We start from the raw sequence: 23991 nt of genomic DNA, 5'->3' as shown, positions 1-23991 counted from the left end.
GGCCGGACGTCAGCAGTATATCCGCTGTCGAAAACGGCTCCGCCCGTTCGACGTCCAGGTGTTCGGCATCCACGAAAGGGAGAGACATGACCGGCTATCTGATCCTCATCTACGGCGACGAGAGTCGCTGGGACGCGCTCGACCAGGAGGGGCGCGCCGCGGTCGACGAGGCCCACCGGGCGTTCAACGAGAAGGCGGGCACGGGGGTGCGCGCTGCGGGGGAGCTGCAGACGTCGTCCACGGCGATGACGGTCCGCACCGGCCCGGACGGTGAGCCACGGCCCACCGACGGGCCGTTCTCGGAGTCCAAGGAGGTCGTCGGCGGGTTCTACCTGATCGAGGCGGAGAGTCAGGAGGAGGCGGTCGCGTTGGCGAGCTCGCTTGCGGAGGCTCGGCAGGGGCACGGGGGGATCGAGGTACGCCCGTTGGTGATGCGGTAACGGAGGACTTCCGGGCCGACGCGCCCGGGAAACGCAGTGAGCGGATGAGATCCGGGGGTGTGGGGGAGGGATCTCCTCCGTTGGCTGCGGGTGACAGGCCGCGGGTGACAGGGGTGGGGTGGCAGGAGGAGGATGCGGGCATGACAGGTACGGGGATCATCGGGGTGAACACCATCGGCATTCCGGTCGGGGACCAGGACCGGGGGCTGGCCTTCTACCGGGACGTGCTCGGGTTCGAGGTGCGCGTGGACGCGCCGCTGCCGACGGGAGGGCGCTGGATCATGCTGGCTCCGCCCGGATCGGCGGTGTCGGTGTCGCTCGTGGTCGCGAGCGAGGACGTCCCGGCCGGCATCGAGACGGGCATCCGGTTCGAGAGCGCGGACGCGGGGGCCACCCACGAGGAGCTGACCCGGCGCGGAGTGGACGTGGGGGCGCTGTTGCGCTGGCCCGGCGTCCCCGCGATGTTCCAGGCGCGGGACGCGGACGGCAACCGCTTCGAGGTCGTCGAGCGCGCAACCTGACCGTCGAAGGGCACGTCGTTGTCGCTTTTCGCGCGCGTAAGTGACAACAACGTGCCCCTCGGGCGCGGGGGAGCGCGCTTAGAGGCGGGTGCTCGCGAGGCGGGCGGGGTCGAAGAGCACGTCCAGGCCGCGGATGCGGCCGCCGGCGATGTCGAACGCCATCACCGACACGACCCTGCCGTCGACCACGGCGGCCACGCCCGGCCGGCCGTCGATGAGGACCGGGACGGAGGTCTGCGCGAGGCGCGCCGCGAGGGTCGCCTGCTCGGCGATGGCTGTCGCGCCGACGAGGGTCTGCAGCCGCCCGCGCCCGTAGTCGGCGTGCAGCACGGCGCCGTCGTCCAGGAGTGCCAGCAGCGCCGACAGGTCGCCCTCCTGCACCGCGCGCAGCCAGGCATCGAGCACGCCGCGCTCCTCGCGCCGGGCCTGGCGGGCGGGCGGGGGCGCGTCCCGGAGCCGGCGGCGGGCGCGGGAGGCGAGCTGGCGCGCGGCGTCGGGGGAGCGGTCGAGCACCTCGGCGACCTCCTCGAACGGGAGGCCGAACACGTCGTGCAGCACGAAGGCGAGGCGCTCGGCGGGCGAGAGCGTCTCCAGGACGACCAGCAGCGCGACGCTCACCCGGTCGCCGAGCGCCGCCAGCTCGGCGGGGTCGCCGAGGTCGGACACGGGCTCGTCCCGCCAGGGCAGGACCTCCCACGACCGCTCCCTGGTGCGCCGCGCGCTCTTGAGCTGGTCGAGGCAGACCCGTGAGACCACGGTGGTGAGCCAGGCGTCGAGGTTCTCGATCGCGGCGATGTCGGTGCGCCGGAGGCGGAGCCAGGCCTCCTGGACGGCGTCGTCGGCGTCGGCCGCCGAGCCCAGCAGCTGGGTCGCGATCGCGCGCAGCCGTGGCCGCGCGGCCTCGAAACGAGCCGTCAACCGGTCGTCGTCCTCGGTCATGTCACATCCTCCGTCACCTGCTCGTCACCCTATCGACGAGGCAGTGCGCCTCGATGTGACAGGAGGGCGACATGGACGGACGGATTCTCGTGACCGGCGGGAGCGGCACGATCGGGCGGCGGCTGGTACCGCTGCTGGAGGAGCGCGGAGCGATGGTGCGGGTGCTGACCCGGCACGCGGTGGAGGGCGCAGCGGATCACGTCGTGGGCGACGTGATGACCGGCGCAGGCCTCGACGTCGCGATGGCGGGCACGGAGGTCGTGGTCCACCTCGCTGGAGCGGCGAAGGGCGACGACGTGGCGGCGGCGAACGTCACGGCCGCGGCCGAACGCGCGGGCGTGCGGCACATCCTGACCCTCTCGGTTGTCGGCGCCGGACGCATGCCGATCGGTTACTTCCGCGCGAAGGAGCAGGTCGAGGCGATCTTCGCAGCGTCGGCGGTGCCGTCGACCGTGCTGCGGGCGGCGCAGGTCCACCAGCTCGTGCTGCGGATGGCGGCCGGGATGACGAAGCTGCCCGTGGCGCCCGCGCCGCGCATCCGCTTCGAGCCGGTGGACGCGGCGGAGGTCGCCGAACGGCTGGCCGAGCTGGCGGAGGGGTCGCCGGCGGGGCTGGCCGGTGAGATCGCGGGACCGGAGGTGCTGGAGGCGGAGGAGCTGCTGCATCAGTACGCCGACGCGCGCGGCCTCCGTCGCCGGTTCGTGCGCTTCGGCCTGCCGGGAAAAGTGGGCGCCGCCTACCGCGCCGACGCCAACCTCGCCGGCGCCGCCGCCCGGCGCGGCCGCCTCACCTGGGCCGACTTCCTCCGCACCGCGCCCGAACTGACCGCCGAGGGGCACGTAAACGCCCCTAAAACGCGGTCTTAGGGGCGTTTACGTGCCCTTCGGCGACGGGAGGGTGGGCGCGGGGCCGCTGCTGGCGCGGACGACGAGGTGGGTGGGCAGGACGGACGAGCGCACCGGCTCCGGCCGTCCCTCGATCTCGGCGATGAGCAGTTCCACCGCGCGGCGGCCGGTGGCCTCGAACTCCTGGTGGATGGTGGTCAGCGGCGGCCAGAACGAGTCCGCCTCCGCCATGTCGTCGAAGCCGACCACGCTCACGTCGGCCGGCACCCGTCGGCCGGCCTCGTGGAGCGCGCGGAGCACGCCGAGCGCCATCTGGTCGTTCGCGGCGAAGACGGCGGTGATCTCGGGGCGCGCGGCGATTTCCCGCCCGTAGCCGTACCCGGCCGTCGTCGACCAGTCGCCGCGGAACACCTCCGGCACCGGGGCCCCCGCGGCCGCCAGCGTGTCCCGCCAGGCCTGCTCGCGACGCGCGGCCGAGTACGAGTCGGCCGGACCGGAGATGTGCCAGACGGTCTCGTGGCCGAGCGAGAGCAGGTGCTCGGTGGCCTGGCGCGCGCCCTCCGCCTGGTCGGTGTCCACCTGCGGGTAGTCGGGCCGCTCGGTGGAGTCGATGACCACGACGGACAGGCCGGACGGCAGCTCCACGTCGGCGCGGTCGACGATGTGGGCCTCGATGACGATGATGATGCCGTCCACCGCCTGCTCCAGCAGCCGCGTGAAGGCGACGCTGACGTCCTGCTGAGTGGGACGCTCCACCGGCACGACGGTGATCGAGTAGCCGGCGGTCGCGGCCGAGCCGGCGATCGCGTCGAGTGTCCGCATGTTGCCGTACGAGGAGAGCGTGAACATCACGACCCCGATGTTGCGGAACAGCCCGGAGCGCAGCGCCCGCGCGGCGCGGTTGGGCCGGTAGCCGAGCGCCTGCATGGAGGCCAGCACGCGGTCGCGTGTGGCGGCCTCCACGTTGGTGAGGCCGTTAGCGACGCGCGAGACGGTCTGGGTGGAGACCCCGGCGTGCGCGGCGACGTCGCCGAGGGACGGGCCGCGGGTGCGGCCGCCGCGGCGCGCGGGCGCCGGGTCGGCGATCGACTCGGTCATGGTTCCCCATTCTGGTGAAGACTGCGGTGATTCCTGCCGCGACAGCCCGGAGGCGGTAACGGGACTTGCAACATGTTGACGTCAACATGCTAGGGTATGCAACCAGATGTTGACGTAAACATCCGCCGCGACACCGCAGGACACCACTGCACGCCGCAGCGAGCACCGAATCACCGAGGAAGGCCATGACAACGACGTCCCTCACGCCGGCCGCCCCGCCGGCATCCCCGCAGCGGCGCCTCCGCCGTCCGCGCCGCGACTGGCGAGGCTGGGCCTTCGTGGCCCCGTTCCTGGTCGTGTTCGCCCTCATGATCGTCGCGCCGGTGATCTACGCGCTCTACCTCAGCCTGTTCCGCCAGCAGCTCATCGGCGGCAACGCGTTCGTCGGACTCGACAACTACATCGGGCTGCTGCAGGACGGGAAGTTCTGGGAATCCTTCGGCCGGGTCGCGCTCTTCCTGGTCGTGCAGGTGCCGATCATGCTCGTCCTCTCGCTCGTCGCAGCCCTCGCGCTCGACTCGGCTCGGCTGTACGGCGCCGGGTTCTTCCGCATCGCGCTGTTCCTGCCCTATGCCGTCCCCGGTGTGGTCGCCGCGCTGATCTGGGGATTCATCTACGGCGACCAGTTCGGCCTCACCGCGAGCGTCAACCACCTGCTCGGTACACAGCTGGCTCCGCTGGCCGGGCAGTGGATCCTGGGCTCGATCGGCAACATCGTGACCTGGGAGTTCATGGGTTACAACATGCTCATCTTCTACGCGGCGCTGCGCGTCATCCCCGGCGAGCTGTACGAGGCGGCGGAGATCGACGGCGCGGGCGCGTTCCGCACGGTGTTCAGCATCAAGCTCCCCGCCGTCCGCGGCGCGATCGTCATCGCGACGATCTTCTCGATCATCGGCAGCTTCCAGCTCTTCAACGAGCCGAACCTGCTCAAGCAGCTCGCGCCCAACGCGATCAGCAGCTACTTCACGCCCAACATGTACGCCTACAACCTGTCGTTCGCCGGTCAGCAGTTCAACTACGCGGCCACGGTCGCGATCGTGATGGGGGTCATCACCGCGGTGATCGCCTACGTCGTCCAGCTCCGGGGCTCGCGCAAGGAGGTCCGCTGATGACCGCGCTCACCGAACGCCGCACGCCGCCCTCGCGCGCCGCCGCCCGTTCCAACCGCGCCGCCCGCGCAGCCGCGCCGACCTCCGGCCGCCGCACCCGCAAGTCGACCGTGCTCACCATCGTGATGATCGTCTTCACGCTGTACTCGTTCGTGCCGCTGGTCTGGCTGATCGTCAACGCGACGAAGAGCCAGCCCGACCTGTACTCGTCGTTCGGGCTCTGGTTCGGCAAGGACTTCAACCTCTTCCAGAACATCGCGCAGCTGTTCACCTACCGCGACGGGATCTTCCTGCAGTGGCTGGGGAACCCCCTCCTCTACGTCGTGGTCGGCGCGGGCGGGGCGACGCTGCTCGCCACAGTCGCAGGCTACGGGATGGCGAAGTTCAACTTCCCGGGCAAGCGCGCGGTCTTCGCCATCGTGCTCGGCGCGATCGCGGTGCCCGGCACCGCGCTGGCCGTCCCGACCTTCCTGATGTTCAGCCAGGTGGGGCTCACGAACACCCCGTGGGCGGTCATCCTGCCGTCGCTGATCAGCCCGTTCGGCTTCTACCTGATCTGGACCTACGCCAGCGAGGCCATCCCGACCGAGCTGCTGGAGGCCGCCCGGATGGACGGCGCGGGAGAGTTCCGCACCTTCTTCACCATCTCGCTCCGCCTCCTCGCCCCCGGCGTCGTGACCGTCGCGCTGTTCGCGATCGTCGCCACCTGGAACAACTACTTCCTGCCGCTCATCATGCTCAGCGACCCGACCTGGTACCCCCTGACGGTCGGCCTGAGCCAGTGGAGCGCGCAGGCGACCGGGGTCGGCGCCCAGCCGATCTTCAACCTCGTGATCACCGGATCGCTCGTCACGATCATCCCGATCGTGGCCGCGTTCCTGGTGCTCCAGCGCTACTGGCAGTCGGGTCTGGCCGCCGGAAGCGTCAAGCAGTGAACACAGCACCGCCCTCCCACCCACAAGGAAGTGAAAGGAACACCACCATGAAGCGCATCCTGCGTTCACGGAACCTGCGCCGCGTAGCGACCGCCGTCGTCGCGAGCGCCGTCATCGGCGCCTCGCTCGCCGCGTGCTCGTCGGGCTCCGGCTCCACCGGCGGCGGCAGCGCCTCCGACGTCGACGCGGCCCTCAAGCAGGGCGGCACCATCACCTACTGGTCGTGGACCCCGTCCGCGGAGGCCCAGGTCGCCGCGTTCGAGAAGGCCTACCCGAAGGTGAAGGTCAAGCTCGTCAACGCCGGCACCAACACCACCGAGTACACCAAGCTGCAGAACGCCGTGAAGGCCGGCTCCGGCGCGCCAGACGTCGCGCAGGTCGAGTACTACGCCATCCCGCAGTTCGCGCTCTCCGACTCGCTCGTCGACCTGAAGCAGTACGGCTTCGACTCGCTCAAGAGCGACTACACGCCCGGCCCGTGGGGCTCGGTCAACGTCGGCGGCAAGCTCGTCGGCCTCCCGCAGGACAGCGGCCCGATGGCGATGTTCTACAACAAGACGGTCTTCGACAAGTACGGCCTGACCGTGCCCAAGACCTGGGACGAGTACGTCGCGGATGCGCAGAAGCTGCACGCGGCCGATCCGACCAAGTACATCACCAGCGACTCGGGCGACTCCGGCTTCACCACCTCGATGATCTGGCAGGCCGGCGGCCGGCCGTTCCAGGTGAACGGCACCAAGGTGTCGATCAACCTGCAGGACGCGGGCACCACGAAGTGGACGGGCACCTGGGACAAGCTGGTGCAGGGCAAGCTGCTCTCCACCGTCCCCGGCTGGAGCGACGACTGGTTCAAGGCGCTCGGCAACGGCTCGATCGCGACCCTGGTCACCGGCGCCTGGATGCCCGGCGTGCTGGAGTCCTCGGTGAAGGACGGCTCCGGCCAGTGGCGCGTCGCGCCCATCCCGACCTACGACGGCACGCCGACGAACGCGGAGAACGGCGGCGGCGCGCAGGTCGTGCTCAAGCAGTCCAAGAACCAGGCGCTCGCCGCGGGCTTCCTGAAGTGGCTGAACAACGACCCGGCGTCGATCAAGGTCTTCCTGCAGTCCGGCGGCTTCCCGTCCACGACCAAGGACCTGAACTCGTCCGACTTCCTCGCCCAGGCCCCGGAGTACTTCGGCGGCCAGAAGATCAACGAGGTGCTCGTCGACGGTGCGAAGAACGTCTCGACCGGCTGGCAGTACCTGCCCTTCCAGGTCTACGCGAACAGCATCTACGGCGACACCGTCGGCCAGTCGTACACCGCGAACTCCAGCCTGAACCCCGGCCTGCAGGCCTGGCAGAAGGCGCTGGTGAGCTACGGCAACCAGCAGGGCTTCACGGTCTCCGGCAAGTAACCACGTCCATCGCCCTCGGGCGTCCGCTGCGCGACGGCGGGCGCCCGAGGGAGGAGAGAGCACATGAGCACGTTCGAGATCGCCGGGGACGACTTCCTCCTCGACGGCCGTCCCCACCGCATCCTGTCGGGGGCGATCCACTACTTCCGCGTCCACCCCGACGACTGGGCCGACCGCATCCGCAAGGCGCGGCTGATGGGCCTGAACACGGTCGAGACGTACGTGCCGTGGAACGCCCACGAGCCGCGGCCGGGCGAGTGGACCGCGGAGGGTGCGCTCGACCTGGCGCGCTTCCTGCGCACGGTGCAGGAGGAGGGGATGCACGCGATCGTGCGGCCGGGGCCGTACATCTGCGCCGAGTGGGACAACGGCGGCCTGCCCGCGTGGCTGTTCACCGACCCGGCGGTCGGCATCCGGCGCTCGGAGCCGGTGTTCCTGGCCGCGGTCACGGCGTTCCTGGAGCGGGTGCTCGCGATCGTCCGCCCGCTGCAGGTGACGGAGGGCGGCCCGGTGCTGCTCGTGCAGGTCGAGAACGAGTACGGCGCCTACGGCGACGACGAGGACTACCTCCGGCACCTCGTGGAGGTCTTCCGGGGTGCGGGCATCACCGTGCCGCTGACGACCGTCGACCAGCCGGAGCCGGCGATGCTCGAGAACGGCTCGCTGCCCGGCCTGCTCAAGACGGCCTCCTTCGGCTCCCGTTCGCGCGAACGGCTCGCCACCCTGCGCGAGCATCAGCCGACCGGGCCGCTGATGTGCTCCGAGTTCTGGGACGGCTGGTTCGACCACTGGGGCGCACACCACCACACGACCTCCGTCGAGCAGTCCGCCGCCGACCTGGACGAGCTGCTCGCGCTCGGCGCCTCGGTCAACATCTACATGTTCCACGGCGGCACGAACTTCGGCTTCACGAACGGCGCCAACGACAAGGGCGTCTACCAGCCGATCGTCACCAGCTACGACTACGACGCCCCGCTGGATGAGGCGGGCGAGCCCACCGAGAAGTTCTGGGCGTTCCGCGACGTGATCGCCAAGCACGCGCCGGTCCCCGCGGAGGAGCCCGTCGTGGCCGCAGCAGCGCCCGCGTTCAGCGTGCCGTTCCTCGACGCCGTCCCGCTGTTCGCGGTCGCGTCGAAGCTGGGCGACTGGCGGCACACGGACGACCTCCCGACCTTCGACGCGCTCGACCACTACGCAGGCTTCGGGCTCTACCGCACCGAGATCGACACGACGGAGCCCGCCGTGCTGGAGTTCGGCGAGGTGCGCGACCGCGCGTACGTCTTCGTCGGCTCCACCCGGGTCGGCGTGCTCGCCCGCGACCACCACGACAGTGCGATCACGCTGTCACCGAGCCGCGGCACGCTCACCGTGCTCGTGGAGGACCAGGGCCGCGTCGACTACGGCCCGCGGATCGGCGAGCCCAAGGGCCTGATCGGCCCGGTCCGGCTGAACGGCGAAGGGCTACGGCGCTGGAGCGTCCTCCCGCTGCGCCTGCCGTCGCTGGACGCCGTGCGTGCCGAGCTCGACGCCGCGGGCGCCGCGGATGGCGATGTGGAGCGCGAACCGGAGCGGCTCGCCGGGCCGGTGTTCGCGCGCGCGGTCTTCGATCTGGAGGAGCAGGGGACGCTGTTCCTCGACACCACCGGCTGGGGCAAGGGCGTCGCCTGGATCAACGGCTTCAACCTGGGCCGCTACTGGACCCGCGGCCCCCAGGAGACGCTGCACGTCCCCGCGCCGGTCACCCGCGCCGGCCGCAACGAGCTCGTGATCCTGGAGCTGGAGTCCGCCGCCGACGCCACCGCGTCCTTCGTCTCCGAACCCCGCCTCGGTCACACCGACTTCTGACGCCGAAGGGCACGTAAACGCCCCTAAAACCGCGTTTTAGGGGCGTTTACGTGCCCCTCGACGGTGGTCAGGAGGGGGTGGGGTCCGGGTCCGGGTCGCGGCGGGTGCGGAGTTCGGCCTCCAGCTGCCGGATGCGATCGTCCTCGATCTCGCGCTCGAGAGCGGCGAGCTGCTCTTCCGTCGACAGCGGCCGGGCCGCCGGCGCCGCCTGCTCGCGGACGACGTACGTCCCCCGCGGGCGGCGGTACCCTGCGCCGCCGTGTCCTGTGCCGCTGTACTCCCGCCCGACCGCGAACCACAGGACGCCGCCGATCAGCGGGAGCAGGATCACGATGAAGATCCAGGCCACCTTCGGCAGGTGCTTCACCTGACTGCTGTCGCGCAGGATGATGTCGATCAGCGCGACGACGAAGAAGACGAGGATCAGCAGCGGGACGACGGCCATGCGCCGAGTCTAGGGGTCGCGTTCACTCCCAGACCATGAAGGGCCGCAGTTCCAGCTGGCCATTGCGCGCCATCGGGTGCCGGGAGGCGATCTCGACGGCCTCGTCCAGGTCCTCGACGTCCAGGATGTCGAAGCCGCAGATCACCTCCTTGGTCTCGGTGAAGGGCCCGTCGGTCACGTAGCGCTTGCCGTCGCGCACGCGGACGACGCGCGACTCGGACTGCGGCTGCAGCACCTCCCCGATGATCCGCTTGCCGCTGGCGTCGAGCGGGTCCACCCAGAGGTCGACGTCGGACTCGTCGGTCTCGGTGTCCGGCTGGGAGTCGGTGATCACGAACATCATGTACTTCATCGGGGTGGGTCCTTTCGAGAATCGGTTGTCGGTTCACTCGGACGTCGAACGGAGCGGCCGCCGCTCGACATTCCGCCGCTCGAGGATGAGCCGGTGGACGACGTACTCCACGGTCCCGGCCACCACGGCGGCCCCGAGCGGCTCGCTGAACCAGCCGAGATACGTCGCCGGCGTGGTCAGCCAGAGCAGGATGTAGCCGACGCACGCGACCACGAACGCGCTCGCCGTGGCGCAGACGTGCCGCCACCAGTGGACGCCGCCCGGCCGGGCCTGGGCGAACCAGGCGTAGTGCACGGCCGCGCTGATGAACCCGACGCCCGCGGCGGCCGGGCCGTAGAGGAAGAGCTGCGGGCTGAGGAGCTCGCGCTTGGTGTCGCTGCCGAGCTCGTAGTCGATGATGTGCAGGAAGCCGACGGCGGCGCCCGCGAGCACGCCGGTGATCAGGATGACCAGGCGCGCGTCCCTCCCGAGTAGCGGGTGGTGGTGCGCGATCGTCACGGCCCGACGATACTGTGCGGGCGGCGGGGGCGTCCAGCGTTCGGCGAATTGGTTAGTGTAGCCTTACCTTACTCGAATCCCCGCCCCGCTCCCGGCCCCGAAGGGACCCGCTGTGCCCGTGCTCGCCCCGCTGCTGACCGAGCGTCCGGCGTACCGGCCGTATCGCGCGCAGGTGCTGGCGATCAGGAGGCTGAGCCCGGGCTTCACGCGCGTGAGCCTCGGCTGCGACGACTTCGAGACCTTCGGCGCCGAGCGGCTGGACCAGCGGATCAAGCTGGTCTTCCCGCTGTCCGGCGGCAGCTTCAGCCCGCTCGACGCGGGCGACTGGTACGGCCACTGGCGCGCGCTGCCCGAGCACCGCCGCAACCCGTTCCGCACCTACACGGTGCGCGACGTCGACCCGCACGAGTGCCGCGTCGACGTGGACTTCGTGGTGCACGGCGACGGCGGCCCGGCCGCCCGCTGGCTGGCCTCCGCAGCGCAGGGGGACGAGCTCGTGGTGATCGGGCCGGACGCGCTCAGCCCGCACTCCGGCGTCGGCATCGACTGGCGGCCGGGGGAGGCCACCGAGCTGCTCCTCGCGGGCGACGAGACCGCGGCGCCCGCGATCGCGTCGATCCTGGAGGCGCTGCCGCCGACGCGCACGGCTCGCGCGTTCATCGAGGTCCCGACGGCGGCCGACGCGCTCCCGCTGCGGATCGGGCGGCATGTCGAGGTCACCTGGGTGGCGCGCGACGGCGGCGAGCACGGCTGCGCCCTCCTCCCGGCCGTGACCGGCTGGCTGGGCGCGCATCCGGACGTGGTCGCGGCGGCGGCGGCGGGACGCGCGCAGCGGCTGGAGGACGTCGACGTGGACGCGGACATCCTGTGGGACAGCCCCGAGGAGGCGGCCGGCGGGTTCTACGCCTGGATCGCGGGGGAGTCAGGGGTCGTCAAGACGCTCCGCAGGCTCCTCGTGCGCGGGCACGGAATCGACCGCGGGCGCGTGGCGTTCATGGGGTACTGGCGGCGGGGGCGGGCCGAGCAGGCGTAGCGCGCTACTTGCCCTTGACCTCGGTGCCGGTGAACGTCTCGGGGTAGTTGCTCAGCCAGCTCCAGTGGCTCACCGGCCAGCTCACCACGAAGGCGCGACCGACCACGTCGCCCATCGGCACGAAGCCCTTGGTCGGGTCGTCCATGTGGTACCGGGAGTCCGCCGAGTTGTACCGGTTGTCGCCCATGACCCAGATCTTGCCTGCGGGCACGGTCACGGCGAACGGCTTGGCCGAAACGGCCTGCTGCCCGGCCGGCAGCAGCACGTACGGCTCCTTGAGCGGCACGCCGTTCACGCTCATCTGACCGAGTGCGTTGCAGCAGGTGATGTGGTCGCCCGGGAGACCGATCAGGCGCTTCACGAGGTGCTGGTCGCTGTCCGAGGCGCCGAGGCCGACGAAGTCGAGCACGGCTCCGACGCCCTGCTGGACGGGGTTTCCGGTCTGCGGCGCCGCAGCGGGCAGCCAGCCGCCCGGGTCTTTGAACACGACCACATCGCCGCGGGAGAGCGGGAAGACCGACGGCTGCAGCTCGTTGACGATGATCCGGTCGTTGATCTGCAGCGTGTTCTCCATCGACCCGGAGGGGATGTAGAACGAGCGGGCGACGAACGTCTTGATCAGGAACGAGACCAGCACCGCGATGACGAAGATGACCACGACGTCGCGGAGGAGGACTTTCCAGCCGGACTTGCGGGTGGCACGACGGGGTCGCATGGTCTCGGTGCTGTCGGTCACAAGGCTTCACGCTAGCGTGCCCAGGCTGTGAGACGCATCCGACCCCCTGACGAGGGATTGTCCTCCTGCCCGGCGGGGTGACAGGATCGAAGGACGGGCCGACCCGACGCCCGTCGGGGGCCCGCGTGATCATGCGGGATGCGTTGGCGCGCTTCAGACTGCTGACACGACGCGAACCTCCGCGCCGCGGCGATCGAGGGCGCATCCGACCTGATCCTGCCCTCCGTGCGGCAGGCCCGTTGCCCTTTGCCGGCGGCCCGGCCGGGCTCCGCGGGGTCGCAGCGGGAGGTCCGCCTCCGCACGGCGGATCGGTCCTGAGGGCGCTGGCCCACGCGGCGGCGCTGCTCCTGGCGACCGGACTCGTGCTCGCGCCGCTGCCGGCCTCGGCCGACGAGTGCCAGGGCCAGGACTGCACCACCTCGACGCCGACGCCGCCGCCCGATCCGGACGATTCACCCCCTCCGACACCCTCGCCCACGCCGACACCCACCCCGACGCCGAAGCCGACGCCGACACCGACGCCGACACCGACACCGACGCCGACCCCCACCCCGACTCCCACGCCCACCCCGACGCCGACCCGCACGCCGACGCCCACCCCGACCCCTACCCAGACCTCCACTCAGACCCCCGCACCCACCCCCGCCCCGATCGACGACATCCCGCTGCTCATCCCGCCCGACCTCGGCGGCACCGTGCAGTCCGACACCGCTCAGGTCGAGCAGGCGGCGCAACTCGCCAGCGACCTGGCCACCGCCCAGCAGACGCTCGCCGACGCCACCACCGCCAACCTCGGCGCGCAGCGCGAGCAGGCCCAGGCGCAGGCCGCGTCCGACGCGCTCGCCGCGCAGGCGAAGGCCGCGACGAAGAAAGCCGCCGCCTCCGCCGCCTTCGCGACGGCGCTGATCCGGGCCGCCGGCTGGAAGGGCCTCGGGTCCGACCCGCTCGCGGCGGTGCTTGGGACGAACGGCGACCTCCTCTCGAAGCTCGGCGCCGTGGACCGGCTGCGCGCCCTCTCCGCCGACCGGGCGACCGTGCTGCGCGATGCGGCGGCCGACGCCAAGGCCGCGACCAGCCTGAGCGGCCAGGCGAAGCAGGCGGCCGACGCGCTCGCCGGCATCGACGTCGACGCCAGCCAGCAGGCGGTCGCCGACGCGCAGGCGCAGGTCGACTCTGACTCCGCCGCCCTCGCCCAGCTGCCCACCGTGCTCACCGCCGGGACGGGCTGGCAGGCGCTCACCGTCGACCCGTCCGCCATCGCCACCGGGTGGACGCTCCCCGTGCACGGCCCGATGACTGACCCGTTCGGCCCGCGGCCGTCGCGCCCGGCCGGGACGGCGCCTTTCCACCCGGGCGACGACATCGGCGCCTCCTGCGGCACGACCATCGTCGCCGCCGCGGCCGGCACGATCCTCGCTGCCGGCCCGAACGGGTCGTACGGGAACTTCATCCTGATCGACCACGGCGGCGGCGTCGAGACCGCCTACGGCCACATCCGCGACGGCGGGATCGGCGTGACGGTCGGCGAGCACGTCGCGGTCGGGCAGCCGATCGCGCAGGTCGGCTCGACCGGGGCCTCCACGGGTTGCCACCTGCATCTGGAGGTCCGGGTGAACGGCGTGCAAATAGATCCGTACCCCTTCCTCGCGGCCAGGGGGGTCATCGTCGGAACCAGGTGAGAGGCGTACGGTTCAGAGCATGACGGAACTGACGGAGCTGGTGGGCTCGTGGATGCGCCGCCAGCGCTGGTACTCGACCAAAGCGTTCGAACCGAGGCTGCGGCTCCTGGGCTCCTTCGAACTGGAGCGTGCGCCCGAGAGCGCGGACGACGGCTCCCGGATCATCACGCACTTCTTCTGCGACGACGCGCCCCGCACGCCCCGCGTGTACCAGGTGCCACTGGTCGCGCGCGTGCGCCGGGACGGCGATCCGGCCGGGTTCGTGGGGGAGGCCGGCGGCCGGTACCTCTACGACGGCCCGGTCGAGGAGGCGTACGTCGCGGCGCTCGCGGCCCTGATGACCGGAGCGGGGGCGGCGGACGGCGAGCACGCGCGCGCGGGCGGCCACACGCTCGGTGAACGCATCCCCGTGCTGTCGTCGCGGCGGCTCTCGGCGGAGCAGTCGAACACCTCCATCGTCGCCGAGCTGAGCGACCGGCTCGCGCTCGTGAAGGTCTTCCGGGTGGTGCAGGACGGCGAGAATCCGGACATCTCCACGCTCGCCGCGCTGACCGCCGGCGGCTCAGAGCGCACGCCCGCGCTGCTCGGCTGGCTGACTGGATCGTGGCCGGCGCCCGACGGCGCTGCCGCGGCCGGCGAGCTGGCGCTGATGCAGGACTTCGTCCCCGGCGCGGAGGACGGCTGGGAGCTGGCAGTCAGTGCGGCCGAGGCTGGCGAGGACTTCACCGAGCGCGCCTTCGCACTCGGTGCGGGCACGGCCGAGCTGCACCGCCAGCTCGCGAACGTGCTGCCGACCAAGCGTGCAGAGCCCGACGACGTGCGCGTCGCGCTCGACGGGATGTTCCAGCGGCTCACGATCACCACCACGGAGGTCCCGGAGGTCGAGACGCTGCGCGCGGCGATCGCGTCGGTCTACGAAGGGGCCGCGACGGCTCCGCTGCCGGTGCTGCAGCGTATCCACGGCGACCTGCACCTGGGCCAGGTGCTGTTCTCGCCCGATCGCGGTTGGCAGTTCATCGACTTCGAGGGCGAGCCGCTGCGGCCGCTCGCCGAGCGCGCCCTGCCCGACGCGACCATGCGCGACGTGGCCGGGATGCTGCGCTCCTTCGACTACGTCGCCGGCTCGCTCGCCCGGCGCGAGGACCCGATCGACGCCTCTCGGTGGGCGGCGGACGCCAGGAAGGCGTACCTGGAGGGCTACACGAGCGTGGCCGGGGACGTCCTGGACGAGTTCGCCGGGCTGCTGGCGGCGTTCGAACTCGACAAGGCGGTCTACGAGATCACCTACGAGGCCAGGCACCGGCCGAGCTGGATCCCCATCCCGCGCTCGGCGGTCGACCGGCTGCTGGGTGACGCGGCCGGGGTCGCGCACTGAGGCCTGCGGCCGGGACGGACGGCCGCGGCGCCGGGCGTGTTACCCGCACGCCCGGGCGCCGCGTAGGCGGACATCTTTGAAGCCCATGCCCGCCGTGGGGGAATTGTGCGGCGTGCGCTGAGCCGCGGGGAGACAGACCTTGCCGTCTACCCGCGGCCGCGCGGAGTGCGTCAGGCCGACGCGGCCTTCGCGCCGATCCGATACTTCGCCCCGCGGTGGCCCTCCGGGAGCCGGTCGCCCGCGCCGTGCAGCTTGTTGCGCAGGGTGCCCTCGGCATAGGCCTCCGGGTACGCTCCGCGCTTGCGCAGCTCGGGGATGACGAACTCGACGATGTCCTCGAAGGTGCCGGGCGTGATCGCGTAGGCCAGGTTGAACCCGTCCACGTCGGTCTCCTCGACCCACTCCTGGAGCTGGTCGGCGATGCTGACGGCGCCGCCCACGATGAACGGGCCGAGGCCGCCGATGACGCCGTTGCGGCCGATGTCGCGGACCGTCCACTCGCCGCCCTCGGCGTTCGGCCGCTGGAAGTTGGCGACCGCCGACTGGATGGCGTTGCTCTTGACGTTGCCGATCGGCTCGTCCAGGTCGTACTGGGACAGGTCGACGCCCATCCACCCCGACATGAAGACGAGCGCGCCCTCGTCGTTCGTGTACTGCAAGAAGTCCTCGAACTTCGCCTGCGCCTTCTCGTCGGTCTCGTCGGTGACGATCGTGAGCAGCGTGTAGATGCGGGCCGAGTACCGGTCGCGGCCTGCGGCCTCCAGAGCGTCGCGCAGCTTGCCGACGGTCTCCTTGAGGCCCTCCTTGGTGGAGGCCGCGACGAAGATCGCCTCGGCGTTCTCCGCCGCGAACGAGATGCCGCGCTTGGAGGCGCCGGCCTGGTAGATCACCGGGGTGCGCTGCGGGCTCGGCTCGGACAGGTGGATGCCCGGGACGGTGAAGTGCTTGCCTTTGTGGCCGATCTCGTGCACCTTCGCCGGGTCGGTGAAGACGCCGGACTCGCGGTCGCGGATGACGGCGTCGTCCTCCCAGGAGCCCTCCCACAGCTTGTAGAGCACCTCGAGGTACTCGTCGGCGTGGTCGTAGCGGTCATCGTGCTGGAGTTGGTCGTCGTGGCCCATGTTGCGCGCGGCCGACGGCAGGTAGCCGGTGACGACGTTCCAGCCGACCCGGCCGTTGGTCAGGTGGTCGAGCGTCGACATCCGGCGCGCGAACGGGTAGGGGTGCTCGTAGGCGGTGCCCGCGGTGACGCCGAAGCCGAGGTTCTCGGTGACCAGCGCCATCGCGGAGACGAGGAGGAGCGGGTCGTTGACCGGGACCTGAGCGCCGTGCCGGATGGCGGCCTCGTTGCTGCCGCCGTAGACGTCGTAGGTGCCGAGGACGTCGGCGATGAAGATCCCGTCGAAGGTGCCGCGCTCGAGCAGCTTCGCGAGCTCCGTCCAGTAGGTGAGGTCCTTGTACCGCCACGCCTGGTCCTCAGGGTGACGCCACATCCCGGAGGACTGGTGCGCCACACAGTTCATATCGAAAGCGTTGAATCGGATCTGCCGCGTCATGCGCTCAACAATGCATGCGTTTTCGGCGCCCCGCACGTCGCCCGCCACATTCCGTAACGGCCGCCCCTCCACCTTTTCCGGAGTTGTGTACGCTCCGCCGCGGCGTGTCGCGTACACAACTCCGGAACGGATGGAGTCAGTTGCCGCGGAAGACCGGGCGGCGCTTCTGCTGGAAGGCGGCGAAGCCCTCGTGGTAGTCGTGCGTGTCGCGCAGCTCCGCCTGCGAAGCGTTCTCGGCGGCGACCGACGACCAGAGGTCGAGGGCGCCGTCGCGCAGGCCGGCGACGATGCGCTTGCTCGCCAGGTACGCCTGGGTCGCGCCGCGGGCGGCGGCGCTCGCGGCCTCTGCAGCGGCGGCCTCCACCTCGTCCGCGGGCAGCACGCGGCTGAACAGCCCGCCCGCCACGGCCTCCGCCCCGGAGATCAGCTTCCCGGAGTAGATGAGATCGAGCGCGCGGTGCGGGCCGAGCCGCGACACCAGCAGCCAGTGGCCGCCCGAGTCGAGCGCGGCGCCCAAGGCGGCGAACGGCGAGCCGACCTTGGCGTCCTCGGCCACGTACACGACGTCCGTGGCGACCAGGAGGCCGAGGCCGACGCCGAGGGCCGCGCCGCGCGCCGCCGCGAAGGTCGGCGCAGGGAAGCCGCTCATCCGGCGCAGCAGCGGCGTCACCAGCCCGTCAAGGTAGCCGGTCACGTCGTCGGTCGCCGGGTCGACGCCGGCGATGTCGCGGCCCGCGCAGAACGAGCGCCCCTCACCGCGCAGCACGAGCGCACGCACCCCGGCCGCCTCGGCGTCGGCGTAGGCGGCGTCGAGCGCGCGGAGGTCGTCGGGCCCGAGCGCGTTGAGTCGCTCCGGCGCGTTCAGCGTGACATGCGCGACGTCGTCCTGGATGGTGAGCTCGATCACAGCGCCTCCTCAGCATTCATGGTCGACTCAGACGTCATAGTCGACCGCGACCTTCTCGGTGAGCGGGTGCGACTGGCAGGTGAGCACGTAGCCCCTCTCCAGCTCCTCCGGCTCGAGCGCGTAGTTCTCGGTCATCCGCACGTCGCCGAAGAGCAGCCGCGCGCGGCAGGTGCCGCAGACGCCGCCGGTGCAGGCGAACGGCACGTCCGGCCGCACCCGCAGCGCGGCGTTGAGCACCGACTCGTTCGCGTCCACCGGCGTCGTCACCGTGGAGGTCTGGCCGTCGAGCGTGAACTCGATCTCCGCCGTCTTCTCGCCCTCGTGCACGACGACCGGGTGCCCGACGTCGCCGCGGACCTCGCCCGGCTCGCCGGTCGTGAACAGCTCGAAGTGGACGCGGGACCGCGGCACGTCGTACGTCTCCAGCACGTCGCGGCAGAGCTGCACCAGCTCGAACGGACCGCACAGGAACCACTGGTCGACCGTGTCCGGCGGCAACAGGGCGTCGAGGATGGTGCGCAGCCGCTCCTCGTCGATCCGGCCGGAGAGCAGCGGCGCCGAGCGCTGCTCGCGGGAGAGCACATGGTGCAGCGCGAGGCGCGACGGGTAGCGGTCCTTGAGGTCGGCCAGCTCCTCCAGGAACATCACGTCGATCGCCGTGCGGTTCGTGTAGACGAGGGTGAACGAGCTGGTGTCGGAGGCCGCGAGCACGCTGGAGGCCAGCGCCATCAGCGGCGTGATGCCCGACCCGGCCGCGATGCCGGCGATGTGCACGCCGTCGATGGCGCCGAGGTCGATCGTGAACGTGCCCTGCGGGCTCATCACATCGATCCGGTCGCCGGTGCGCAGCTCGCTGGTCGCCCAGGTGGAGAACGCGCCGCCCAGGTCGCGCTTGATCGCGACGCTGATCCGGCCGGGCGACGGCGGGCGGCAGATCGAGTAGCTGCGCCGCAGCTCCTTGCCGTCGACCGTCGCGCGGAGGGCGACGTGCTGCCCGGGCAGGTAGTCGTACTCGCCGTACAGGGCGTCGGGGACGGCGAACGTCACCTCGACGCTCGCAGCGGTCAGCGGGCGCACCTCTGCGACCGCGAGCGTGTGGAATCGCGCACGCGCCATCAGGGGAACCTCACAGAGCCTTGAAGTGGTCGAACGGCTCGCCGCACTCGTCGCAGACGTAGAGCGCCTTGCACGCAGTGGAGCCGAAGTGGGAGATCTCCCTGGTCTTCAGCGAGCTGCAGCGCGGGCACTTGATCGCGAGCGTGAGCCGGACGGGGCCGGTGCCGGGAGGCGGGGCGATGCCGTAGTCGCGAAGCGCGGCGCGGCCGTGCTCGCTGATCCAGTCGGTCGTCCAGGCGGGGGCGAGCGCGAGACTCACCCGCACGTCGCCGAAGCCCTCGGCGGCGAGGGCGCGAACGACGTCCTCGCGGATGGTGTCCATCGCGGGGCAGCCGGAGTAGGTCGGCGTGAGCACGACCTCCACCCCGGTGTCGGTCACGGTGACTTCGCGCAGCACACCGAGGTCGTCGATGTTCAGCACGGGGACCTCCGGGTCGAGCACGGCGGCGGCGGCCGCCCAGGCCCGGCCCGCTTCGGCCGCGTGCCCGGTCACCAGGTCGCTCCGGGGTGCGAGCGCGTGAGCACCTGCATCTCGGCGAGCAGCGGTGCGAGGTGCTCGGAGTGCCGGCCCTCGCGTCCGCCGCCTGCGGCGGTGAAGGTGCTCGGGAGCTCCAACTCGGCCTCCACCGCGATCGGCGCGACGGCGGCGTCGAACGCGTCGCGCAGCGTCGACGGCCGCGGGGCCACGCCCTCCAGCCGGTCCATCAGCGGCTCGTCGCGGAACAGCTCCGCCACGTACGGCCAGAGGTCGTCGAATGCGGTCAGCGTGCGGCGCCGGGACTCGTCGGTGCCGAGCGCCAGTCGCAGCACCCACTGGTCGGCGTGGTCGCAGTGGTAGGCGACCTCCTTGACCGCCTTGCCCGCGATCGCCGCGAGCACCGGGTCCTCGGAGGCGCGCAGCCGCTCGTAGAGCTCGTAGAGGTAGTGGGCGGCCGCGAACTGCCGCACGATCGTGTGCGCGAAGTCGCCGTTCGGCTGCTCGAAGAGGTGCGCCGAGCGGAAGTCCTGCTCGTCGCGCCAGTACGCGAGGTCGTCCTCCGACCGCTCGGTGGCGCTGCCGGCGTAGCGCAGCAGGGCGCGGGCGTGGCCGAGCAGGTCGAGGGCGATGTTCCCGAGCGCGACGTCCTCCTCCAGCTCGGGCGCACGGGAGATCCACCAGCCGAGTCGCTGGGCGAGCACCAGCGAGTCGTCGCCGAGCCAGAGCGCGTACTCGGCGGCGTCGGGGGAGGCTGTGGCCTCGTCGGCGACGAACTCGGCCGACAGGGTCACGGTGCTGAGCTCGACGTGGCCGTGCTCGTCGTGGTCGTGCGAGTCGTGGTCGGTCACAGGTGCTTCACCCCTTCGCTCTCCGTGTAATACGTGGCGTGCCGGAAGTTCTTGCCCTCCGGCGAGGTGAAGAACGCGTCTTTGGCGTCCGGGTCGCTCGTGGTGATCGCGTCGGAGCGGACCACCCAGATCGAGACGCCCTCGCCGCGCCGGGTGTAGAGGTCGCGGGCGTTGCGCACCGCGAGCTCCTCGTCGGGCGCGTGAAGCGAGCCGACGTGGACGTGGCTGAGGCCGCGGGAGGCGCGCACGAAGACCTCCCACAGAGGCCAGACTTCGTGGGCGGGCTTCTGCTGGGCGCTCATGCGGCGACCTCCTGGGTCCGGGTCTGCTGGGCCTTCTTCTCTGCGTATGCCGCCGCGGCCTCGCGTACCCAGGCGCCGCCCTCGTGCGCGTCGCGGCGGCGCTGCAGCCTCTGGGCGTTGCACGGGCCGTCGCCGGCGATGACGCGCTGCAGCTCGCTCCAGTCGATCTCGCCGAGGTCGTACGCCTGGCGCTCGTCGTTCCAGCGCAGGTCGGGGTCGGGGACGGTCACGCCGAGCGCCTCCGCCTGCGGCACGAGCATCCCGACGAAGCGCTGCCGCAGCTCGTCGTTCGAGAACCGCTTGATCTTCCACGCCATCGACCGCGCCGAGTTGGGGGAGTCGCCGTCCGGTGGCCCGAACATCATCAGCGACGGCCAGTACCAGCGGTTCACGGCGTCCTGCGCCATCTTCTGCTGTTCCGGGGTGCCGCGCATCAGCGTCAGCAGGATCTCGAAGCCCTGGCGCTGGTGGAAGGACTCCTCCTTGCAGATCCGCACCATCGCGCGGCCGTAGGGGGCGTAAGAGCAGCGGCAGAGCGGCACCTGGTTGCAGATGGCGGCGCCGTCGACCAGCCAGCCGATCGCGCCGATGTCGGCCCAGCTCAGCGTGGGGTAGTTGAAGATCGAGGAGTATTTGGCGGCGCCGGTGATGAGCTGCTCGGTCATCTCGTCGCGCGTGATGCCGAGCGTCTGCGTCGCGGAGTAGAGGTAGAGCCCGTGGCCCGCCTCGTCCTGCACCTTGGCCATCAGGATGGCCTTGCGCTTCAGGCTCGGCGCCCGGCTGATCCAGTTGGCCTCCGGCTGCATGCCGATGATCTCGGAGTGCGCGTGCTGCGACATCTGGCGGATCAGGGTGCGCCGGTAGGCGTCGGGCATCCAGTCGCGCGGCTCGATGCGGGAGTCGGCGGCGATGAGCTGCTCGAAGAGCGCCTCGCCGGCGGCGTCGTCGTCCGTGGGGGTGGTGGCTTCCGTCGTGTTCGCCATTGAACCAAGCTCTCCCATCAATACTTACTGATCGTTCGTTCAGTATATGCGAGGCGGGTGGGTTCATGCCAGACCTGCCAGCGCGATCAGGTGCGGGTGCGCTGCAGTGCGACGAGCACCCCCGCGATCAGCAACGCCATGCCGAGCAGTTCGATCAGCGGCGGGAGCCGAGCCTCCCAGACGAAGACGTAGGCCAAACCCGCCATGACCTGGAGAACCACCATTTGTCCCGCGATCGAGACGGGAAGGATCGCTGATGCCCGGTTCCACAGCACAGTGCCGAACCACGAGACGACCACGCCCAGCACGACACTCGACACCAGGACGGGTCCCGGATCAGCGGGTCGCATGCCTCCGGCCACCGCCGCCAGCGGCAGGGCGGCAAGCCCCCATCCGAGCGCGCAGACTCCCATCAACGTAGACCAACTCGTCGACGACACGGAGGGATGGTCGCGAAGGAAGCGGGCGTTCATCACGGCGTACGACGTCCAGAGGGCCAGCGCCAGCACCGTAGCTCCGACACCGGCGATCACCTGGATGTCGGAGCGGCCGCTCCCGCTTCCCCAGTCCAGTTCGATGGCGTAGACGACGGCGAGACCCACTGCGATGAGGGCCAATGGAAGCACCAGCCGTGACACGGCGAACTCGCGCCGGATCCAGCTTCCGGTCAGCGCGACAGACACCGGCAGCACACCGATTATCACTGTGGCGATGGTCGGCCCGGCCAACAAGATGCCGAGCACGAGCAACAGGTAGTAGCCGAAGTGTCCGGTCAGGGAGAACAGGCCGGCCTGGCGCCACTCTCGGGCGCCCACCCCGGTCAGCATCCGACCGCGGCGACCGATCAGGATGCCCAGCGACACAGCCCCGAAACACAGATAGCGGCCGATAGCCAGGGTGACCGAGTCCGTTGGGGCAACGATCACCGGGAGCAGAAACGCCAGCCCCCAAACCAGGTTGGCCCCGATTCCGCAGGCGACGCTCACCCAGAGCGATCGGGCAGTCAGCAGTGGCGGCTGTGCTTGGTGGTTGATAGCACTATCATTGCGTCTCATGAACAACGATAGCACTGGAGGGACTTCGGCGGCGGTGCGCATCGCGGACGCGCTCGCGAGGGAGTTCTTGCCGCTGCCAGCCGGCACACGGCTGCCATCCCAGCGAGACCTGGTGACGCGCTACCAGGCGAGCGCCACGACAGTTGCGCAGGCACTGGTGATCCTCGCGCACTCCGGACTGGTGGAGTCCCGTCCCGGGGCAGGGTCTTTTCGCGCTCAACACTTCCCGCATGAGCGTGTCGGCAATTACGACTGGCAGGAAACCGCGCTGAACTTCAGCGAGAGCGAGAGCGGGATCGGCGTGCCTCGGCGGCTCATGGGCGCCGACCTTGCGGGCGCCATGCGCGATCACGGGCCAGACGTCGTGGATCTCAGCAGCGGGTACCTCCATCCGAACCTTCAGCCGCTGCGCCTTCTCACTACAGCCATGTCCCGTGTCGCGAAGCGCCGGGACGTGTGGGAACGCCCCGCGATCGGCGGAGTGCCCGCTCTCCGAGACTGGTTCGCGACAGAGATCGGCGGTGGGCTGGGGCGTGGCGATGTCCTCATTGCCCCCGGCGGCCAGGCCGCTCTCGCAACGACTGTCCGGGCGCTCACCCAGCCGGGTGATCCGATCATCGTGGAGTCTCCTACCTACCCCGGTATCATCGCGGCCGCCCAGGCCGCCGCGCTCCACCCCGTTCCCGTACCCTTGGACGGCGACGGGATGGTGCCCGACGCGCTCGACGAAGCGCTCTCCCGCACGCGGGCTCGCGTCGTGATCGTCCAGCCATTGCATCAGAACCCCACCGCCACGACGATGACTCCCGATCGGCAGCGTCAGATCAGAGATATCGCCCGGCAGCACTCGGCGTTCGTGATAGAGGACGATTTCGCGCGGATGCTCACCCATGCCGATGCTCCGGACCAACCCGCCCCTCTGATCACAGAGGACCCGAACGGAACGGTCATCCTGCTGCGATCCTTGACCAAGTGCACCTCCCCGAATATCAGGGTGGCGGCCATCGCGGCGCGCGGCGCCGCCAATCAACGGATTCGAGCTGCGCTGATGGTCGACACGCTCGTCGTTCCGGCTGTGCTCCAGTACGCAGTTCTTGAGCTTGTCCGTTCGCCCGGGTGGCGAGGCGCCCAGCGCGATCTGCGCGTTCACTTGCGTGATCGCTGTCAGACGGCCGCCGGGGCTCTCGCACGGGGACTCGGCTCCTCGGCCCTCGGTGTGCGCCCTCATGGCGGATACCATCTCTGGGTCCGGCTTCCCCCTGGCATGGACAGCGTCACGATTGCCGGCCGTGCGCTCGCTCGAAACGTGTCCGTCACTGCTGGGGCGCACTACTACCTGCCCGGCCAGGAGAATCAGCCGCACCTCCGGATCAGCTACGTGGCCACGCCAGGCATCGCGGACGTGGAGGAGGCAGCGCACCGGCTGGCGGACGTCATCTCGAACACCGATGTCTAGGCGGGAGACGTGAGAACACTGCCATCAATACTTACTGATC

The 23991-nt window shown here is 70.8% G+C and carries 25 protein-coding genes; 11 read left to right on the top strand and 14 right to left on the bottom strand.

Annotated elements, in window-relative coordinates:
* Window positions 1-86: 86 nt before the first annotated feature.
* Both ACFRFH_RS00820 and ACFRFH_RS00815 read left to right on the top strand, forming a co-directional pair.
* The gene (locus ACFRFH_RS00820) at window positions 87-440 is read left to right on the top strand and encodes a YciI family protein (RefSeq protein WP_382461135.1); all 354 of its coding nucleotides are present in this window, start codon (window positions 87-89) and stop codon (window positions 438-440) included.
* 140 nt (window positions 441-580) lie between these two features.
* Complete coding sequence (locus ACFRFH_RS00815) at window positions 581-961, top strand: VOC family protein (protein ID WP_382461134.1); 381 nt, start codon at window positions 581-583, stop codon at window positions 959-961.
* Between the two features lie 78 nt (window positions 962-1039).
* Here ACFRFH_RS00815 and ACFRFH_RS00810 read toward each other — a convergent pair whose 3' ends face one another.
* Window positions 1040-1900, bottom strand: coding sequence for a sigma-70 family RNA polymerase sigma factor (locus ACFRFH_RS00810; protein WP_382461133.1), 861 nt, complete (start codon window positions 1898-1900; stop codon window positions 1040-1042).
* Window positions 1901-1971: 71 nt separating this feature from the next.
* Here ACFRFH_RS00810 and ACFRFH_RS00805 point away from each other — a divergent pair, with 71 nt between their 5' ends.
* Window positions 1972-2766 carry an SDR family oxidoreductase gene (locus ACFRFH_RS00805; protein WP_382461132.1) on the top strand — a complete coding sequence of 265 codons (795 nt, stop codon included), beginning with the start codon at window positions 1972-1974 and terminating at the stop codon, window positions 2764-2766.
* Between the two features lie 6 nt (window positions 2767-2772).
* Here ACFRFH_RS00805 and ACFRFH_RS00800 read toward each other — a convergent pair whose 3' ends face one another.
* The gene (locus tag ACFRFH_RS00800) at window positions 2773-3843 is read right to left on the bottom strand and encodes a LacI family DNA-binding transcriptional regulator (RefSeq protein WP_382461131.1); all 1071 of its coding nucleotides are present in this window, start codon (window positions 3841-3843) and stop codon (window positions 2773-2775) included.
* A gap of 185 nt (window positions 3844-4028) precedes the next feature.
* On the opposite strand from ACFRFH_RS00800, the gene ACFRFH_RS00795 reads away from it, so the two are divergent.
* The 4 genes from ACFRFH_RS00795 to ACFRFH_RS00780 all read left to right on the top strand — a co-directional run bounded on the left by ACFRFH_RS00795 (window position 4029) and on the right by ACFRFH_RS00780 (window position 9132).
* Window positions 4029-4955, top strand: coding sequence for a carbohydrate ABC transporter permease (locus ACFRFH_RS00795; protein ID WP_370054443.1), 927 nt, complete (start codon window positions 4029-4031; stop codon window positions 4953-4955).
* Window positions 4955-5890: a carbohydrate ABC transporter permease gene (locus ACFRFH_RS00790; protein ID WP_382461130.1), complete on the top strand. Its 936-nt coding sequence runs from the start codon at window positions 4955-4957 to the stop codon at window positions 5888-5890. Before ACFRFH_RS00795 ends, ACFRFH_RS00790 begins: the two co-directional genes overlap by 1 nt.
* Before the next feature lie 47 nt (window positions 5891-5937).
* Window positions 5938-7287, top strand: a complete 1350-nt coding sequence (locus ACFRFH_RS00785) for an ABC transporter substrate-binding protein (RefSeq protein ID WP_382461129.1) — start codon at window positions 5938-5940, stop codon at window positions 7285-7287.
* 63 nt (window positions 7288-7350) lie between these two features.
* A complete protein-coding gene (locus ACFRFH_RS00780; RefSeq protein WP_382461128.1) occupies window positions 7351-9132 on the top strand; it encodes a beta-galactosidase family protein in 1782 nt (593 codons plus the stop codon).
* Between the two features lie 67 nt (window positions 9133-9199).
* Here the strand turns inward: ACFRFH_RS00780 and ACFRFH_RS00775 are convergent, their stop codons facing one another.
* From ACFRFH_RS00775 to ACFRFH_RS00765, 3 genes are read right to left on the bottom strand one after another with little or no spacing between them, the layout of a single operon-like run.
* Entirely contained in the window at window positions 9200-9577 is a 378-nt protein-coding gene (locus tag ACFRFH_RS00775; protein ID WP_382461127.1) for a PLD nuclease N-terminal domain-containing protein, read from the bottom strand.
* A gap of 22 nt (window positions 9578-9599) precedes the next feature.
* A complete protein-coding gene (locus ACFRFH_RS00770; protein WP_382461126.1) occupies window positions 9600-9929 on the bottom strand; it encodes a YciI family protein in 330 nt (109 codons plus the stop codon).
* A 33-nt stretch (window positions 9930-9962) separates the two neighbouring features.
* Entirely contained in the window at window positions 9963-10427 is a 465-nt protein-coding gene (locus ACFRFH_RS00765) for a hypothetical protein (RefSeq protein ID WP_382461125.1), read from the bottom strand.
* A 112-nt stretch (window positions 10428-10539) separates the two neighbouring features.
* On the opposite strand from ACFRFH_RS00765, the gene ACFRFH_RS00760 reads away from it, so the two are divergent.
* Window positions 10540-11460 carry a siderophore-interacting protein gene (locus tag ACFRFH_RS00760; protein ID WP_382461124.1) on the top strand — a complete coding sequence of 307 codons (921 nt, stop codon included), beginning with the start codon at window positions 10540-10542 and terminating at the stop codon, window positions 11458-11460.
* A 4-nt stretch (window positions 11461-11464) separates the two neighbouring features.
* On the opposite strand, the gene lepB is transcribed toward ACFRFH_RS00760, so the two are convergent.
* Window positions 11465-12175, bottom strand: a complete 711-nt coding sequence (gene lepB, locus ACFRFH_RS00755) for a signal peptidase I (protein WP_382462711.1) — start codon at window positions 12173-12175, stop codon at window positions 11465-11467.
* Between the two features lie 260 nt (window positions 12176-12435).
* Between lepB and ACFRFH_RS00750 the strand changes: the two genes are divergently transcribed.
* Window positions 12436-13875, top strand: coding sequence for a M23 family metallopeptidase (locus ACFRFH_RS00750; RefSeq protein ID WP_382461123.1), 1440 nt, complete (start codon window positions 12436-12438; stop codon window positions 13873-13875).
* Between the two features lie 19 nt (window positions 13876-13894).
* Window positions 13895-15250 (top strand): hypothetical protein, encoded by a 1356-nt coding sequence (locus ACFRFH_RS00745; RefSeq protein ID WP_382461122.1) that lies wholly within the window; start codon window positions 13895-13897, stop codon window positions 15248-15250.
* A 170-nt stretch (window positions 15251-15420) separates the two neighbouring features.
* Here the strand turns inward: ACFRFH_RS00745 and ACFRFH_RS00740 are convergent, their stop codons facing one another.
* The 8 genes from ACFRFH_RS00740 to ACFRFH_RS00705 form a co-directional block, all read right to left on the bottom strand.
* Window positions 15421-16806, bottom strand: coding sequence for an LLM class flavin-dependent oxidoreductase (locus tag ACFRFH_RS00740; RefSeq protein ID WP_382461121.1), 1386 nt, complete (start codon window positions 16804-16806; stop codon window positions 15421-15423).
* A 136-nt stretch (window positions 16807-16942) separates the two neighbouring features.
* Entirely contained in the window at window positions 16943-17713 is a 771-nt protein-coding gene (locus tag ACFRFH_RS00735; protein ID WP_382461120.1) for an enoyl-CoA hydratase/isomerase family protein, read from the bottom strand.
* Between the two features lie 27 nt (window positions 17714-17740).
* The gene (gene paaE / locus ACFRFH_RS00730) at window positions 17741-18829 is read right to left on the bottom strand and encodes a 1,2-phenylacetyl-CoA epoxidase subunit PaaE (protein ID WP_382461119.1); all 1089 of its coding nucleotides are present in this window, start codon (window positions 18827-18829) and stop codon (window positions 17741-17743) included.
* A gap of 10 nt (window positions 18830-18839) precedes the next feature.
* Window positions 18840-19322: a 1,2-phenylacetyl-CoA epoxidase subunit PaaD gene (gene paaD, locus ACFRFH_RS00725; protein ID WP_382461118.1), complete on the bottom strand. Its 483-nt coding sequence runs from the start codon at window positions 19320-19322 to the stop codon at window positions 18840-18842.
* Window positions 19319-20155, bottom strand: coding sequence for a 1,2-phenylacetyl-CoA epoxidase subunit PaaC (gene paaC / locus ACFRFH_RS00720; protein ID WP_382461117.1), 837 nt, complete (start codon window positions 20153-20155; stop codon window positions 19319-19321). The genes paaD and paaC overlap by 4 nt, the downstream gene beginning before the upstream one ends.
* The gene (gene paaB / locus ACFRFH_RS00715) at window positions 20152-20457 is read right to left on the bottom strand and encodes a 1,2-phenylacetyl-CoA epoxidase subunit PaaB (RefSeq protein ID WP_382461116.1); all 306 of its coding nucleotides are present in this window, start codon (window positions 20455-20457) and stop codon (window positions 20152-20154) included. Before paaB ends, paaC begins: the two co-directional genes overlap by 4 nt.
* Entirely contained in the window at window positions 20454-21440 is a 987-nt protein-coding gene (paaA, locus tag ACFRFH_RS00710; protein ID WP_382461115.1) for a 1,2-phenylacetyl-CoA epoxidase subunit PaaA, read from the bottom strand. The genes paaB and paaA overlap by 4 nt, the downstream gene beginning before the upstream one ends.
* An 86-nt stretch (window positions 21441-21526) precedes the next feature.
* Entirely contained in the window at window positions 21527-22495 is a 969-nt protein-coding gene (locus ACFRFH_RS00705; RefSeq protein WP_382461114.1) for a DMT family transporter, read from the bottom strand.
* Here ACFRFH_RS00705 and ACFRFH_RS00700 point away from each other — a divergent pair.
* Entirely contained in the window at window positions 22494-23951 is a 1458-nt protein-coding gene (locus ACFRFH_RS00700; RefSeq protein ID WP_382461113.1) for a PLP-dependent aminotransferase family protein, read from the top strand. The genes ACFRFH_RS00705 and ACFRFH_RS00700 overlap by 2 nt on opposite strands.
* Window positions 23952-23991: the final 40 nt, after the last annotated feature.

Origin of the sequence: Leifsonia sp. NPDC056824, assembly GCF_042789575.1 — a bacterium.
Lineage (GTDB): Bacteria > Actinomycetota > Actinomycetes > Actinomycetales > Microbacteriaceae > Leifsonia.
The sequence above is the reverse complement of the archived record's forward strand: the minus strand, read 5'-3'. Positions and strand labels throughout refer to the sequence as shown.

What these genes read in the sequence shown, in the direction of transcription:
- ACFRFH_RS00820 (WP_382461135.1), top strand. Translation starts at nt 87, where the DNA reads ATGACCGGCTATCTGATCCTCATCTACGGCGACGAGAGTCGCTGGGAC.
- ACFRFH_RS00815 (WP_382461134.1), top strand. Translation starts at nt 581, where the DNA reads ATGACAGGTACGGGGATCATCGGGGTGAACACCATCGGCATTCCGGTC.
- ACFRFH_RS00810 (WP_382461133.1), bottom strand. Translation starts at nt 1,900, where the DNA reads ATGACCGAGGACGACGACCGGTTGACGGCTCGTTTCGAGGCCGCGCGG.
- ACFRFH_RS00805 (WP_382461132.1), top strand. Translation starts at nt 1,972, where the DNA reads ATGGACGGACGGATTCTCGTGACCGGCGGGAGCGGCACGATCGGGCGG.
- ACFRFH_RS00800 (WP_382461131.1), bottom strand. Translation starts at nt 3,843, where the DNA reads ATGACCGAGTCGATCGCCGACCCGGCGCCCGCGCGCCGCGGCGGCCGC.
- ACFRFH_RS00795 (WP_370054443.1), top strand. Translation starts at nt 4,029, where the DNA reads ATGACAACGACGTCCCTCACGCCGGCCGCCCCGCCGGCATCCCCGCAG.
- ACFRFH_RS00790 (WP_382461130.1), top strand. Translation starts at nt 4,955, where the DNA reads ATGACCGCGCTCACCGAACGCCGCACGCCGCCCTCGCGCGCCGCCGCC.
- ACFRFH_RS00785 (WP_382461129.1), top strand. Translation starts at nt 5,938, where the DNA reads ATGAAGCGCATCCTGCGTTCACGGAACCTGCGCCGCGTAGCGACCGCC.
- ACFRFH_RS00780 (WP_382461128.1), top strand. Translation starts at nt 7,351, where the DNA reads ATGAGCACGTTCGAGATCGCCGGGGACGACTTCCTCCTCGACGGCCGT.
- ACFRFH_RS00775 (WP_382461127.1), bottom strand. Translation starts at nt 9,577, where the DNA reads ATGGCCGTCGTCCCGCTGCTGATCCTCGTCTTCTTCGTCGTCGCGCTG.
- ACFRFH_RS00770 (WP_382461126.1), bottom strand. Translation starts at nt 9,929, where the DNA reads ATGAAGTACATGATGTTCGTGATCACCGACTCCCAGCCGGACACCGAG.
- lepB (WP_382462711.1), bottom strand. Translation starts at nt 12,175, where the DNA reads ATGCGACCCCGTCGTGCCACCCGCAAGTCCGGCTGGAAAGTCCTCCTC.
- ACFRFH_RS00745 (WP_382461122.1), top strand. Translation starts at nt 13,895, where the DNA reads ATGACGGAACTGACGGAGCTGGTGGGCTCGTGGATGCGCCGCCAGCGC.
- ACFRFH_RS00740 (WP_382461121.1), bottom strand. Translation starts at nt 16,806, where the DNA reads ATGACGCGGCAGATCCGATTCAACGCTTTCGATATGAACTGTGTGGCG.
- paaE (WP_382461119.1), bottom strand. Translation starts at nt 18,829, where the DNA reads ATGGCGCGTGCGCGATTCCACACGCTCGCGGTCGCAGAGGTGCGCCCG.
- paaB (WP_382461116.1), bottom strand. Translation starts at nt 20,457, where the DNA reads ATGAGCGCCCAGCAGAAGCCCGCCCACGAAGTCTGGCCTCTGTGGGAG.
- paaA (WP_382461115.1), bottom strand. Translation starts at nt 21,440, where the DNA reads ATGGCGAACACGACGGAAGCCACCACCCCCACGGACGACGACGCCGCC.
- ACFRFH_RS00700 (WP_382461113.1), top strand. Translation starts at nt 22,494, where the DNA reads ATGAACAACGATAGCACTGGAGGGACTTCGGCGGCGGTGCGCATCGCG.
- ACFRFH_RS00705 (WP_382461114.1), bottom strand. Translation starts at nt 22,495, where the DNA reads ATGAGACGCAATGATAGTGCTATCAACCACCAAGCACAGCCGCCACTG.